The sequence below is a fragment of the Pantoea latae genome (assembly GCF_002077695.1).
In the GTDB taxonomy this organism is placed as follows: Bacteria; Pseudomonadota; Gammaproteobacteria; order Enterobacterales; family Enterobacteriaceae; genus Pantoea; species Pantoea latae.
In genome coordinates, this window is the sequence record NZ_MWUE01000011.1 from 106,073 (window position 1) to 122,102 (window position 16,030).

Here is a 16,030-nt window from a genome sequence, read left to right on the forward strand (position 1 = left end):
GACAAAGATTATGGACGATCGTCAACCTGTTACCTTTAAACGTCGTGCGCTGAGCTATTTCATCTGCTCACAGGTAGCGCTGCAGCCGATACTGCCCGCCGTGGCGGCGCAGATTACGCCGGTGACGCCGGGCACCCAGATGGATGCCGCCGCCAACGGCGTGCCGGTGGTCAATATCGCCACGCCGAACGGCGCCGGGGTGTCGCATAACCAGTACCAGCAGTACAACGTTGGTCAGGAAGGGCTGATCCTCAACAACGCCACCGGCCAGCTCAATCAGACGCAGCTGGGCGGTCTGATCCAGAACAACCCCAACCTGAAAGCCGGGCATGAGGCGCAGGCGATCATCAACGAAGTGACGGGCGCCAGCCGCTCCCAGCTGCAGGGCTACACCGAGGTGGCGGGCAAAGCCGCCAACGTGATGGTCGCCAACCCATATGGCATTACCTGCAACGGCTGCGGCTTTATCAATACGCCGAACGTCACGCTCACCACGGGCAAACCGCAGCTGGATGCGAACGGCAACCTCGCCGCGCTGCAGGTGAGCAAAGGCTCGGTGATCGTCGAGGGCAAGGGGCTGGACGGCAGCGCCGCCGATGCGGTGTCGATCGTCGCGCGCGCCACGGAAATCAATGCCGGGATCCATGCGAAGGATCTCGCGCTGACGGTGGGCGCGAACCGCGTTGGCGCAGACGGTTCGGTTACGCCGATCGCCGGCGAGGGCGCCGCACCGTCGGTGGCGGTGGATACCGGCGCGCTGGGCGGTATGTACGCCAACCGCATTCGCCTCGTCTCCAGCGAACAGGGCGTAGGGGTTAACCTCGGCAACCTGGTGGCGAATCAGGGCGATATTCAGCTCGACAGCAACGGCCAGCTCAGGCTGAACAACAGCCTGAGCAGTGGCGCGCTGACGGCGAAAGGCGCGTCGGTGGCGTTAGGCGGCGCTAACAAAGCCACCGGGCAGATCGTCGTCAGCGCGCAGCAGGATGCGGCCATCGGGCCAGGCACGCTGGTGAGCGATGCCGGGATTGCCGTGTCGGCCAACGGCTTGCTGACAACAAAAAGCGCCACCCTGACGGCAGGACGGGATATGCGTTTAAGCGGCGGCGCGCTGTCGGCAGACCAGGCCAGCCAGGGAAACGCCGGCGAGACGATTGTGCTGCAGGCGAAGGATCAGCTCAGCAACAGCGGGCACTTTACGACGGGTAAATCGCTTTCCGTGACGGCTCAGCGGCTCGATAACAGCGGTTCGCTTGCCGCAGCCGCAACCACAATGAACGTGGGCACGTTAAATAACAGCGCAACAGTGGCAGGCTCCCGCAGCCTGCTCATCACCAGCGATCGTCTGCTTAACCAGGGGGTGCTCTCCGCGCCTGTGCTGACGGTCGACAGCGTGCAAACCGATAACAGCGGGCTGCTGCAGGGGACGGATGCGCTCAACTACAGCGGCAATCGCCTCAACAACCTGGCGGGCGGCACGCTCAGCTCCAGTAACGGTTTTTCACTCAACCTTGAGGCTGTAGACAACAGCGGCCTGATCAGCAGCGGCGCGGCGCTGACGCTGGGCGGCCGCAGCCTGACCAACAATGGGGAGATCAATGCCGCGAACCTGACGCTGCTTAATGAACGCGTCACTAATCAGCTGGGGGGATCGCTGCTCGCAGAGCGGCAGCTGGAGCTGAACAACGGCGAACTCTACAACCACGGAAAAATCGCCGCCGATGCGCTGACAATCCGGGCTGGCGCGGTGAGCAACAGCGGTACGCTGCAGGCGCAAGGGATGCTGGAGACGCAGGGCCAGACCTTCATCAGTAACGGAACGGTTCTGAGCGAAGGCGGGTTGACGCTCACGGCCGACAGGCTCGATAACGCGGGCATGCTCCAGGGGCAGCAGCTAACCATCACCACCCGCAGCGGCGTCAACAGCGGCAAAGTGCTGAGCCTGGGCGACGCGTCATTAACCGCCGATCGCCTCAACAACAGCGGCAGCATTCTCAGCCAGCAGGCGCTGCGGCTGAGCAGCGGGGAAACCGATAACAACGGGCTGATTCAGGGCACCCAGGCGCTCAGCCTGACGGGACAGCGCCTGACTAATCTGGCGCAGGGCACGGTCAGCTCAGAGAACAGTTTTGGGCTGAACCTGCCGGAACTTAATAACCTCGGCCTGATTACCAGTGGCGACACCCTGACGTTTGCCGGTGAGAGCCTGATCAATAGGGGCGAAATTAACGCGTTACAGATCGCCGCAAACAACAGCCGCCTGACCAATCAGCAGGGCGCGCGGCTGCTGGCAGATAACACCATGCGTTTTAACAACGGCAGGCTGACCAACGCTGGCGAGATCGCCGCCAGCCTGCTGAGCATTGCCGGCGGCGCAGTGGACAACAGCGGCATCTTACAGGGCAAACAGGCGCTGCTTGCGTCAGGCCAGCAGCTGACCAACAGCGGCACCCTGCTGAGCGGCGGCGAGCTAAGACTAGACGCGGAGACGCTTGAAAACAGCGGCCTGATGCAGGGCCAGCAGCTGAACCTGACGGCCGCCGACTGGCAAAACAGCGGCAATGCGCTCAGCGTCGGCGACGCGCAGCTAAACAGCGGCAGCCTGAACAACAGCGGCAAGATTCTGGGGCAGCAGCATATAGCGTTGCAGGCTGATAAAACCGACAACAGCGGCTGGCTGCTGGCGCAGGCGCTGACGCTGCAGAGCGATCTGGTGAACAGCGGACTTATTCAGGGCACGGACGCGCTGGGGATAACGGGCGGAGAACTCAACAACCAGACCGGCGGAGAGCTGCTTAGCGGCGGTACGCTGACGCTGCAGGGCGATAGTCTGACTAACCAGGGCCGCCTGCAGGCGGATCGGCTCGATCTGCGGTTAACCCGCTGGCAGAACGCAGGCGGCGCGCGGGCGGCTTCACAGCTTACCGCTGAGGTCAGCAGCCTGCTGGATAACAGCGGTTCGCTGCTGAGCGAAAACCGCGCTGATCTGACAGGCGGCGAGATCCGCAACGGCGGGACGCTGGCGGCGGAGTGGCTTGACGTGACGGCCGCGACCCTCACCAACGCGGGCCTGCTGCAGGGCAACAGCGCGCTCACCCTCAGCAGCGCCGCAATCGCCAACCAGGCTGACGGCCTGCTTATCAGCGGCTCATCGCTGTCGCTCTCGCCGTTGACCCTGAGCAACAGCGGACTGCTGCAGATCGCTGGCGATTTCGACCTGAACGGCGGCGACTTCAGCAACAGCGGCACCGTGACGGCAGAGAATATCGCTACCACGCTGACCGGCTCGCTGAACAACCGTGACAACGGGCTGCTGCTGGCGCGGCAGCAGGCGACGCTGCACGCCGCCACGCTGGAGAACAGCGGGTCACTGGCCGCGCAGCAGCTTGCCACGTCCGGCGATACGCTGACGAATCACGGCCTTATGCAGGGCGAGGCGACGCTCTCGGCTGATTTTGCTCAGCTAAACAACCTGAGCGCGGGCACGCTGCTGAGCGGCGGCGATCTCAGGCTGCAGGCCACCAGCGGCAACAATGCCGGCGTAGTGCAGGGCAGTCACCTCAACTATCGGTTTGCGTCGCTGGCTAACAGCGGCACGGTGAACGGCATCGCCACGCTGACCGGATCGACGACCGCGCTGCTGGATAACAGCGGCACGATGGTGACGCAGGGCAGCGCCAGCCTCACGGCGGGCCGTCTCGATAACCGTGGAAAACTCATGGCGGAGAGCCTGCTGCTGCGCGGCGATACGCTTAATAACAGCGGACTGTGGCAGGGCAGCGCCCTGCTCGACGTGCAGGCAACACGCGCGGCGACGCAGGACGTATCCGGCAAAGCGCTGAGCGGCGGCGACCTGCTGCTGGATGCGCGCAGCCTCACCACTGACGGCACGCTGCAGGGGCATCGCGCGCAGGTGAACGCAGAGAGCTGGCAGCATCAGGGAACGCTGCTTAGCAGCGGCGACCTGACGGCGTCCGTCAGCGGCGCGCTGCGCAACGGCGGGGAGATCCTGTCGCAGGGCGCTTCGCTGATCGCCGCGCAGGATATCGAGAACAGCGGCTCGCTGCTGGCTGAGAAGGCGATGACGCTTCGGGGCGATAATCTCAACAACAGCGGCGCCGTACAGGGCGAGACCCTGACCCTAACGCCCGCCAGCGTCACCAATCAGGGCAGCCTGATTGGCCTGCAATCCCTGACGCTTGGCCCGGACACTACCCTGCGCGGTTTGCCGTCTCAGCCCGCGCGCGTGCTGGTGAATAACACCGGCGGGCAGCTGCTGACGCAGGGGACGCTGAACATCAGCAGCGAGAGCGTGACCAATAACGGCACGTGGCAGGGACAGCACATTCTGCTGACTGCCGTGCGTCTCGCCAACGGCGGCGCGATCCAGAGCGCCGACGGCATGCAGCTCAACCTCAGCGACACGCTCTCTTCGTCGACAGGGAGTAAAATCACCGCCAACGGCGACGCCGCCCTCAGCGCCCTGAGCCTCAGCAATCAGGGTCAGTGGATAGCGAAAAACCTGACGCTGAACGGCACCGCGTTAGATAACGGCGGCGACATCTCTGGCGTGAACGGACTCACGGCCATCCTCGGCGACAGGCTGACGCAGCAGCAGAGCGGCGCGCTGCTGAGCGGCGGCAGGCTGGATCTGCAGGCCGGCGCGATCAGTAACGACGGACGCGTGCAGGGCGCGGATCTGGCGCTGACCACCGGCTCCCTCACTAACAGCGGGCGTCTGCAGGGCGACAACAGCCTGCTGCTCACCGCCAGCGGCCGCGTCACCAATGAGGGCCTCGGTACGCTGCTCAGCCAGGGCGGCCTGACGCTCACCACGCCGGAGCTATACAACTATGGTCTGATTCAGGGCGCAACCAGCCGCATCACCGCCAGCGGGTCGGCAACCAATGCAGGCAGAGTGCTGTCGGCGGGCGAGCTAACGCTGAACGCGCCGCAGTTCACCAACAGCGGCTGGCTGCAGGCGACGCAGCTGACGCTCAACGCGGCAAACGCCAGCAACAGCGGCACGCTGCTGGCCGATGGTCAAAGCATGCTGACCGGCACGCAGCTGCAAAATCAGGGCACCGCGCAGGGCGGCAACCTGACGCTAAACTACGCGCAGCTCACCAACAGCGGAACGCTGCTGGGCGTGGATCAGCTGAACGTAAAAGCCGCGCAGGTGACGCAGCAGGCGACCGGCAGGCTGTTCAGCGGCGGCAACCTGCTGCTGGAGAGCAGCGGCTTCGACCAGCTGGGGCAGGTAATCGCGCTCGGCGACGCCACGCTGAAGCTGATCAACAGTTTTACCGCTCGCCACACGCTGGCGGCGGGCAAGCGTTTCAGCATCAGCAGCGACGGCGCGATTGAAAACCAGGGGACGCTGCAGGGCGAGGCGCTGACGCTAAGCGCGGGCGGCGATCTCACCAATAACGGGCAGATCACGACGGGCACCGGCGACAGCAGCCTGAGCGGCAGCCGCATCAGCATGAACGGCGCGGGCACGCTGCAGGGCGGCGGCAACGTCAGCCTGAACAGCCGCAGCGACATCACTATTGATGGCTTTACCGGCACGCTCGGCAATCTCACCCTCAGCACGCCCGGCAGCATTATCAACGCCGCGCTGCTCTACGCCGGACAAAACCTGGCGCTCTACGCCAACAGTATCCGCAACCAGCGCGGCGATATGCTGGCGGGCAACAGCCTGTGGATGCAGGGCGATGCGGCGGGCAACGCCAGCGGCGAGGTGATCAACACATCAGGCACCATCGAGTCGCAGAACGGCGATATCAGCATTAACACCGGGCACCTGCTAAATACGCGTGACGGGCTACAGGTCACCCAAACCAGCACTAATGAGCCGACGCGGGACGGCGTGGGCGATGCCACCTTGAAAATCCACATTAACGACCTGCCGGAAGGTTCATACGGTTCCTACTCCATTACGACCGTCACCGAAAGCGGCGGCGGCTGCGCCGGGATTGACGGTGCCTGCTCTGTCCACACTAAAACGAGATATTACTATGCGCCGCTGGCGGAAGTGGCCACGCAGAAATTTGCCTTAAACAGCTCAAGCGTGGAGGTCATCAGCAGTGGTGGCGCAGGGCGTATTAGTGCTGGACGGGATCTCAGGATTCAGGCAGAGAGCCTGGATAATCAGGCCAGCACGATGCTGGCGCAGCGCGACATCGCCCTGTCAGGCAACCAGCTCAATAACCAGTCGTGGCAGGCGGGCACGCAGAACGATTATCTGATCTATCAGTGGCAAGGCAAGTCACCCACTGTTGGCTTACCCGCCGGTTCACGCTTGCCCAATGCAGAAAGCAATTACATTGTGTACACCCTTACCGGCCATGAAACCAGCTTCACGCCTGGCGAACTCTATCGCTCGGTGATTCAGGCTGGCGGCAACGTCAGCGCCAGCTTTAGCGGCGATATCAGCAATACCGCCACCACCGCGAACGCCGGGTGGAGCGGCAATACCCTGTCCGCGCCTGCGGTGGCTGGATTAGCCGCGCTGAATCAGGCAGAGGCGACGCAGCGTCAGGCGTTAGCCAACAGTAGCCAGGTGGCGGTGAGTTCACCTGCCTGGCGGGGTCAGCTCGAGAACGCGCTACAGCAGGTCAATGCAGGCGTGGCGCTGGATAGCACACAACCGGATGACGCGGCGTTAACGTCGCTGGCAGGCAAACAGCAGGGCCAGGCGGCCCTGGGCGGCGCCAGCAGCCTGGAAACAGGCAGCCTGACGCCGGTTTCGTGGCAAAACGCCGCGCCCGCTAAAGTGGATACCAGCGCTTATCCTCTGCCAGCCAGCAGCAACGGCTACTTCGTGGCGGGCGACAGCGACAGCCCCTATTTAATCACCGTCAATCCCAAACTCGACGGGCTGGGTCAGCTGGACAGCAGCCTGTTCGGCGAACTGAGCGCGCTGCTGGACAAGCAGCCCGGCAGCGTCACGGCGGAAACCCGCCAGCAATATACCGACGTCAATACTTTCCTCGGATCCGCCTATCTGCTTAACCGCCTGAACCTCAACCCAGAGCGCGATTATCGCTTCCTGGGGGATGCCGCTTTTGATACGCGCTACGTCAGCAATGCGGTGCTGAACCAGACAGGCAGCCGCTATCTGCACGGCATTGGCTCCGATCTGGATCAAATGCGCTATCTGATGGATAACGCAGCGGCAGCCCAGCAGTCGCTGGGTCTGCAGTTTGGTCTGTCCCTTAGCGCCGCGCAGGTTGCCGCGCTGGATAGCAGCATTATCTGGTGGGAAGCCGCGACGATAAACGGCCAGACGGTCATGGTGCCGAAAGTGTACCTCTCCGCCAACGATGCCGAAATGCATAACGGCAGCGTCATTGCAGGCAACAACGTCACCTTATCTGGCGGCAACATCGTTAACGAGGGCGGCACGCTGACGGCAAAAAATAGCCTGACAGCTGACAGCCAGAACCGCATTGATAACCTCAGCGCCGGCTTGATGAGCGCTGGCGGCGACCTGCAACTCAGCGCGCTGGGCGATATCAATAATGTGAGTTCAGCGATTAAGGGCAAAAAGGTCGAGCTTGAAAGCCTTGATGGCAGTATCAACAGCCTGACCACCACACAAGAGTGGAGCCTGGATGCGGGCACCAAATCCTTTAGCGAAACGCTTAACGCGCAAACGGCGTCGATCGCCTCAATCGACGCCCTGAGTCTGAGTGCCGGCAATAACATTAACCTCACGGCAGCAAATCTCACCTCTGGCGGCAATATGCTGCTGAACGCCTGGAATGATATCGCCATTACCGGCAATCAGCAGGTTGAGGGGCAGTCGCAGGGCGGCGAAAAAGTGCGCTGGTACACAACCGAAAAAACCAGCAGTCAAACGGTGAGTTACGCTGGCAGCCAGCTATCGGCCGGCGGCGATTTAGCGCTGGAAGCGGGGCACGACCTGAGCGTTACCGCCAGTTCGCTGGCGGGCAAAGGCAACACGGCGCTGGCTGCCGGCAATGATTTGCTGCTGAACAGCGCGGCAACCAGCCAGAACAGCAGCAAAGGAAATAAAGAGACCCACTCCTCGGACGTTGATCGTACCACCATAACCAGCGGCGGCGACCTTTCGCTCTCTGCCGGGCAAGATCTCACCAGCCAGGCGGCAGCGATTGTCGCCGAGGGCGACGTTGGGCTGCAAGCTGGGCGCGATATCAGCCTGAACGCGGAAGCGAGCCGAGCCGGCAACAGCGAGCGCGGCAGCAAAAAAACCGTCATCAATAAGGCGGTGCGTCAGCAGGGCACGGAAATTGTCAGCGGCGGAGATATCAGCGTGAAGGCCGGTCATGATATCACCAGCCAGGCCAGCGACGTGACGGCGCAGCAGGATATTGCCTTACAGGCGGGTCATAACGTTGATCTGGGTACCGCTGCAGAGAGCGATTATTACTACAAAGAAGAGACCAAAACCAAAAAAAGCCTGTTCAGCAAAAAGACCACGCACACCATTGAGGAAGAGAGCGCCACCCGTGAAAAAGGCACGCTGCTGAGCGGTAATAGCGTCTCTGTTTCCGCTGGAAATGATCTAACGGTGACAGGATCGCAGCTGGTCGGTGACGGTAAGGTGGCCCTGAGCGCTGGCAATAACGTTGAGATTGGCGCCGCCACGAACAGCGATTCCAGCTGGCGTTTCTCAGAAACCCACAAAAGTGGCCTGATGGGCACGGGCGGCCTCGGTCTCAGTATCGGCAGCAGTAAAACCCTTCATGAGATCAAAGACAAAGGCACCACCCAGAGCCAGAGCTTCAGTACGGTGGGCAGCACCGCCGGCGATGTTTCCATTACGGCCGGTAAGCAGCTGCAGGTCAACGGGGCCGATCTTATTGCCGGTGGCAATATGGCCCTTCAGGGCGACAGCGTGGCCATCACGCCGGGGCATGACCTGCGTACGCATGATGAACGAATGGAGCAACGCACCAGCGGCCTGACGCTGGCGCTGTCAGGCGCCGTCGGTGAGGCGGTTAACAGCGCTGTCGCTACCGCGCAGTCGGCAAAACAGGAGAGTGACGGACGACTGGCCGCTTTGCAGGCGACAAAATCGGTACTTTCCGGGGTGCAGGCGAGCCAGGCAAGCCAGCTTGCGCAGGTCAAGGGGGATCCTAATAACGGCGCGGGCATTAGCCTTTCGCTGTCGACCCAGCAATCGAAATCGCAGCAGCATCAGGTCTCTGATTCGGTCAGCGGTTCGACCATCAACGCCGGTAAAAATTTGAGTATTGATGCGACGGGTAAAGGAAATGGGGTCAACAGCGGAGACCTGCTGATTGCAGGCAGTCAGCTGAAAGCCGGCGGGGATACCTCTTTACATGCAGCCAGTGACATTACCCTGGCGGGCGCTGCCAGCACGCAACTCACTACCGGCAAGAACAGCAGCAGCGGTGGCGGTGTAGGCGTCAGCCTGGGCGCAGGTGCCGGAAGCGCAGGTCTGAGTATCTTTGCCAGCGTCAATGGCGCTAAAGGCTATGAAAAGGGTGACGGTACCCTCTGGAGTGAAACCACGCTGGACAGCGGAGGCGACCTGTCTATCACCAGCGGCCGCGATACCACCCTCAGCGGCGCGCAGGTGAACGGCAACCGCGTTACGGCGGACATCGGGCGCGATCTGACGATAACCAGTCTGCAGGACAGCGATGATTACGATTCGAAGCAGAGCAGCTTTGGCGCAGGCGGCAGTTTCAGCTTCGGCTCCATGACGGGATCGGGCTACGTGAATGCCAGCCAGGACAAGATGCACAGCAGTTACAGCAGCGTGCTGGAGCAGAGCGGTATCTATGCCGGAGAAGGCGGCTTCGACATTACCGTTGGCAGCCACACCCAGCTGAACGGCGCGGTTATCGCCAGCCAGGCGGATGCCGGCAAGAACCGTCTTGAGACCGGGACGCTGGGCTTTACGGATATGGATAATCAGGCGGATTACAAAACTGAGCATCAGGGCGCAGGGATTAGCTCTGGCGTAAGTATGGGTGGGCAGTTTGCTGGTAATATGGCAAACACCCTGCTTGCCGGCGCCGGCAGCAAAGGGCATGCCGAAGGCACGACCCAGTCTGCCGTGGCTGAGGGGACGATTGTGGTTCGCGATCAAGCCAGCCAGCAGCAGAGCCTGGCTGACCTGAGCCGCGATCCGGAGCATGCCAACGACAGCATCAGTCCGATCTTTAACAAAGAGAAAGAGCAGAAGCGCCTGCAGACCACGCAGATGATTGCGGAAATCGGCGTGCAGGTTGCGGATATTGCGCGGACGCAGGGTGAGATAGCGGGGCTGCAGGCCCAGGCAAACCCGGAAGCGCTGGCGGCGGCCAGAGAAGCGCTGCGGGCTAAAGGTACGCTGAATCCGACCGCCGATGAAATAGCGAAGCAGGCTTTTGACACGGCAATGAAGCCGTTCGGCACCGGGAGTTCGTTGCAGCAGGGACTTCAGGCGGCGACGGCGGCAATACAGGGCCTTGCGGGCGGTAGCGTAGCGCAGGCTGCAGCAGGTGGGGCAGCGCCCTATATCGCAGGCATTATCGGCAGCAGCGGCTTAGATAACGCCGGTAAGGTGATGGCGCACGCGGCGGTAAACGCGGCACTGGCAGCGGCGCAGGGCAGCAACGCGCTGGTGGGCGCGGCAGGCGCGGCCACGGCAGAAATGGCCGGGATGATAGCGCTGGAGGTCTACGGGAAAAGCGCGACAGAGCTGTCGGAAACCGAGAAGCAGACGGTGAGCGCGCTGGCGACGCTGGCCGCAGGCCTGGCGGGCGGCCTGACCGGAGGCAGTACGGCGGATGCGGTTGCGGGCGCGCAGGCAGGGAAGACGACGGTTGAGAATAATTTCCTCGGCGCCACCTCCTCCGACAAACTCGACAAAGCCATTAAAAAAATTAAGCAGGGCGATAAATCGCTGGCTGCGGCAAATGAACTGATCCAGCTGGAAAATGCTGATAAACGTAGTGATGCGCTGGTCTCCAAATTCACTAAAGACCCTTCTCAGATGAACAGTACAGAACGCGCTGAACTGGCGGGTTATCTACGGGTTTACGCCTCTGAGATGGAAAAAACCTACGGCTCAGCAGTGGCACAGCAGTTAGTCACTGGCCTTTTGTCCGGGCAGGATTATATGAAGCGCTCACCCGATTCAGAGGCAATGTCCAAAGCACAAAGCGTTATGAATACCTGGGGCTACCATAAATCGAATGCCAGCATCGGTGACTCGCCGCTGATATTTGGCAGCAGTGTGTTGGGTAATACCATCAGGGAAGGCATGGCGCTCAATGCGGCAATCGGTGTGAGTGTTAATACGAGCGTACAGCTTAGCGGGGATGATCCATTCAGTTATGTTGATGCGATTCTAGCCGGTTTTACAGCGGCTGCTACAACCGGTAAGAGCTGGAAGGCATCAGCAGCCATCAATATGGGCGGTGCGGCGATTGGAAGCGGAATTAAGGCGGAAGATCCAACTAACTCTGTTATCGGTACCGGATTTGGCTCCGTTTTTGGCAGTGGTACAGGAAAAGTTATATCTGGAGCTTTAGGAACCTCAGTCAAAGAAGGGACAGCAGATATTATTAGCAATATCGGAGGTTCAGTTATCAGTGAGGCTACAGGAAATACAGTAAAAGGAGCGCTTGATGAAGCTGATAAACCCAGTGAAAAGTAATAAAAGTATAAATTTAAATACTCTTATTACACTGATAATACGTTGCATCATATGTGTTTTTTTTATGGCCATGGTGGGTTGTCTTCTTGGAAGGTTAATAGTCTTTTTTAAAGCTGATGTTTTATTTCTCGATTGGGGGGAAGATATGTTTTATTCTCTAAAGGTGAGTGCTTCGGCTGGTACATTGACTGGAGTAGGCATATGGATAAAAGCCTGGTTACAAGTCCGAAAGGATAAAAGTTGAGAATAATACGCCGAGTGATATTGAGTTGCTGAGGCTGCGATTGGTTCTATTGCGTCTGAAGTGGCTGGTAATAAAGTTAAAGAGCAATTAGACCATGGGGGGGGAAGATCAATGATACTCAAAAAAGTTGGATTACCATTATGGGCTTTCCTCGTTTTATACTGGATAATTGCGATTTTCTTAATACTTTTTTTATTAAGCTTGAGCATAGCATTCATTTTTTTCTTGAAAAATGGCAATGGGTTTTATTTTGATTTTCTTAAGGAATCAAGTTATTCCCTAAGCAAGGCTGTACCAGGTGGCAGCATCTTGGGAAGTGGCCTCTGGGTTAAAGCTTGGCTACAACAGCGAAAAGAGAAAAGAGAACCATCTGAGTAAACTCACCAATCCCAGCTCTCAGTGGCTGGGATTGGTGTTGAGAATAACCTTATGGGTGGGCATGAAGATGCGCAGGCGGAATGGATACGTCAACAAAGTATTGATATGGCAACTTGTTCTGACAATCCGAGTGGAGCTGCATGTCAGAAAGCAATGAATGAACGCAATGCCGTTGGGCTGGCGCTGGCTACAGGTAGTGTTGCCCTGGCACGCTGAATCCGACCGCCGATGAAACAGGGAAGCAGGCTTTTGGCAAGGCATTGAAGCCGTTCGTCACCGGCAGTTCGTTGCAGCAGGGACTTCAGCGGGCGACGGCGGCAACACAGGGCCTGGCTAGTAGATAACACCCACAACCTCACCAACAACATCCCGCCACACGGGCAACAACCCATGCAGTCGGGACGGTTGCATCTTACGTCTCCGGTAACTACCGCAGCGCATACCACTCTTTATGCTTCAGCGGATTCATCGCCGCGCCGACGATATCAGAAATCACATTCACCAGGATCACCAGCCCGCCAATCACCATTACGCCGGCGGAAATCGCTGCGTAATCCTGCTGGCGGATCGCATTGATCAACCAGCGGCCCAGGCCGGGCCAGTTGAACACCACCTCAGTAATCATCGCCAGCGTCAGCATGGTAGAAAACTGCAGCCCTAAACGCGGGATTACCGGCGGCAGCGCATTGTGCAGCACGTGGCGACGGATCACGGTAAAGCGCGACAGCCCGCGCGTCGCGGCTGCTTTCACGTAGTTTTTATCCATCACCTCGCTGGTGCTGGCGCGCAGCAGGCGGATCACTTCAGTGGCGGGCGCGACCGCCAGCACAATCACCGGCAGGATCATATGCGTCAGCACGCTGACCAGCATCTCGTGACGCCACGGCGAAGGGCTGAGCCAGGCGTCCACCAGCGCGAGGCCGGTAATATTCTGTACCGGATAGAGCAGGTCAAAGCGGCCGGATACCGGCAGCCAGCCGAGCGTCAGCGAGAAAAACAGCGTGAACAGCAGCGCCAGCCAGAACACCGGCATGGAGAAGCCGAGCAACGCCAGTGCGCTAATCAGTTTGTCCTGCCATTTATTACGCATCACGCCCGCGCAGATGCCGAGCGGAATGCCGGTCAGCAGCGCCAGCACAAAAGAGAGCACGCAAAGTTCCAGCGTGGCCGGAAAGACTTCGCGCAGTTGCAGCCCAATCTCCTGGCCGTTGGTGCTGGAGACGCCAAAATCAAACTGCAGCATGCCGCTGAACCAGAACCACCAGGCATCGAACAGCGAGGCGCCTTCCAGCGGCGCGTTGGGCGTGAAATAGCTCAGGCTAAAGCCCACCAGCGACAGCAGGAACAGGGTAATGACCAGCAATAACAGACGACGCAACATATAGATGATCACTTACGGCTCCTCGCGCTCATCACGGTAGACCCCGGCAAAAGAGGCGTTGCCGAAGGGACTCAATACCAGGCCTTTAATATCGTGGCGATAGGCCTGCAGCCGCAGCGAAGAGGCGAGCGGCAGCACCGGCAAATCGCGCGCCAGCATCTGCTGCGCCAGATGATAGTTCTCAATACGGCCCGCCAGCTGCTGCGACAGCAGCGCTTTCTGCAGCGCCTCATCAAAGCCGGGCGAACACCAGTGCGCATAGTTGGTCTGCGAGCGGATCGCCGCGCAGCTCAACAGCGGCCGGAAAAAACTGTCGGGATCGTTGCTGTCGGTGGCCCAGCCGGTGAGGGTCAGATCGTGGTTCATCGCCATTAGCTGCGCCTCCTGAAAACGACCCTCGACCGGCGCGATGCTGACCTGCACGCCCACCTGCGCCAGATCCGCCTGCAATAGCTCCGCCGTTTTCAGCGGGCTGGGGTTCCACGCCTGCGAGGCGGACGGCACCACCAGACGCAGATGGAGATCGGTCACGCCCAGCGACTCCAGCATCGCGCGCGCTTTTTTCGGGTCATATTCGGTGACGCGCGCTTCGCTATCGTATGCCCAGGAGGCGCGCGGCAGCACCGAGGCGGCGGTTTCCGCCGTGCCGTAATAGATGGACTCCATCAGGCGTTCGTTATTGATCGCCAGCGCCAGCGCGTGGCGCACTTCGGGACGATCGAGCGGCGGTTTGCGGGTGTTGAACGCCAGATAGGCGATATTCATCCCTGGACGCAGCGTCATGCGCAGGCGGGGATCGTCGCGCAGAATAGAGATCTGGCTGGCGGCGGGATAGGCCAGCACGTCGCATTCGCCCGTCAGTAGTTTGGACAAGCGGCCCGTGCCGCCTGCGCCCATATCGATAACCGCCTGCTGCAGGCGCGGCACGCCTTTCCAGTAGGCAGGATTGCGCGCCAGCCGAATGTACTGTCCGGCACGATATTCGCTTAGCTGATAGGGACCGGTGCCGACCGGCTGGCGATCCATCTCTTCCTGACGGCCGCTGCGGGTCAGCTGATCGGCATACTCTGCCGAGAGCACCGGCGCGTAATGGGTCGCCAGATGCCAGAGGAATGAGGCGTCCGGGCTGTTAAGCCGGATCTCTACGGTATTGCTGTCGAGCTTTTTAACGCTCTGCACCGAATCGGAAAACTGCAGACTGTCGAAGTAGGGGTAGCTGCCGCCGTTAACGTTGTGCCACGGATGATGGCGATCAAACATACGGGCAAAGCTAAACACCACGTCATCCGCGTTCATGGTGCGCGTGGGGGTAAACCACGCCGTGTGTTGAAACGCGACCTTGCTGCGCAGATGAAAACGGTAGGTCGCGCCGTTATCGCGCACTTCCCAGCTGGAGGCGAGATCGGGCACCAGGCGATAGGTATAGGGATCGACATCCAGCAGGCGGTCATACAGCTGTGCGGCAAGGGTATCGACCGCAAGGCCGCTACTCGCCATCTGCGGGTTAAAGGTGTTTAGCGTGCCGTTGACGCAGTAGACAAAGCCGCTGTGGCGGATATCGCGGCTCTCTTCTGACCAGGCAGAAGCGCTGATTACGCTGAGGAGCAGCATCAGCGACAGGATTAGTTTTGGCATAGAACTCAACGGTGTTCGGGCAATAGGCTGAGTGTATCGCAAAGGCAGCGATGTCCCAAAATATGTGGGCGCGGCTGGGGTGAATTTGGCCAGAGAGCAGGCTAAAGACACACTCTGTTTATGGTAATGAGAAAAATTCTCAATTAGAGCTTTACAAGTGAGAACAAGAATGATTATTATTTCATTGCGCTTCGACGGTGGCTCTACCGAAGAAGAGCACGACATTGCTCACATTGCTTCCAGTATTGTTGCCCGCGTATGCGGGCTTTTTTTGCCCATCCTGTTTTCCCGTCATCTTTTGCGCTGCAGCGGCGTTGGCTGCGCTCGGCTACCCCGGTCACATACTGATGTATGCTCCCGGGGATATCCTCGCTTGCCGCCTTGCTTCAGCCCAAAAGCTATAGGGAAAACGGGCTAGCCGTCATCTTTTGCGCTGCTGCTGCGTTGGCTGCGCTCGGCTACCCCAGTCACATACTGATGTATGCTCCCGGGGATATCCTCGCTTGCCGCCTTGCTTCAGCACAAAAGCTATAGGGAAAACGAGCTAGCCGTCATCTTTTGCGCTGCCGCCGCGTTGGCTGCGCTCGGCTACCCCGATCACATACTGATGTATGTTCCCAGGGATATCCTCGCTTGCCGCCTTGCTTCAGCCCAAAAGCTATAGGGAAAACGAGCTAGCCGTCATCTTTTGCGCTGCAGCGGCGTTGGCTGCACTCGGCTACCCCGG

Annotated in this window: 4 protein-coding genes; 2 read left to right on the forward strand and 2 right to left on the reverse strand. The window is 59.9% G+C overall.

What is annotated here, in order from left to right; translation table 11 throughout:
* Window positions 1-10: 10 nt before the first annotated feature.
* Window positions 11-11,665, forward strand: coding sequence for a hemagglutinin repeat-containing protein (locus tag B2J69_RS08265; RefSeq protein WP_081138203.1), 11,655 nt, complete (start codon window positions 11-13; stop codon window positions 11,663-11,665).
* A gap of 304 nt (window positions 11,666-11,969) precedes the next feature.
* On the forward strand, window positions 11,970-12,287 hold the full coding sequence (locus tag B2J69_RS23760; RefSeq protein WP_143806255.1) for a hypothetical protein: 318 nt from the start codon (window positions 11,970-11,972) through the stop codon (window positions 12,285-12,287).
* Window positions 12,288-12,714: 427 nt separating this feature from the next.
* Here the strand turns inward: B2J69_RS23760 and sapB are convergent, their stop codons facing one another.
* The gene (gene sapB, locus B2J69_RS08280) at window positions 12,715-13,680 is read right to left on the reverse strand and encodes a putrescine export ABC transporter permease SapB (protein ID WP_081138207.1); all 966 of its coding nucleotides are present in this window, start codon (window positions 13,678-13,680) and stop codon (window positions 12,715-12,717) included.
* Window positions 13,681-15,303 (reverse strand): ABC transporter substrate-binding protein SapA, encoded by a 1,623-nt coding sequence (gene sapA, locus B2J69_RS08285; protein WP_081138209.1) that lies wholly within the window; start codon window positions 15,301-15,303, stop codon window positions 13,681-13,683. It lies immediately after the preceding gene.
* Window positions 15,304-16,030 lie beyond the last annotated feature (727 nt).

Bases quoted from the DNA above. Each gene is read 5' to 3' on its own strand.
- B2J69_RS08265 (WP_081138203.1), top strand. From the start codon at position 11: ATGGACGATCGTCAACCTGTTACCTTTAAACGTCGTGCGCTGAGCTAT.
- sapA (WP_081138209.1), bottom strand. From the start codon at position 15,303: ATGCCAAAACTAATCCTGTCGCTGATGCTGCTCCTCAGCGTAATCAGC.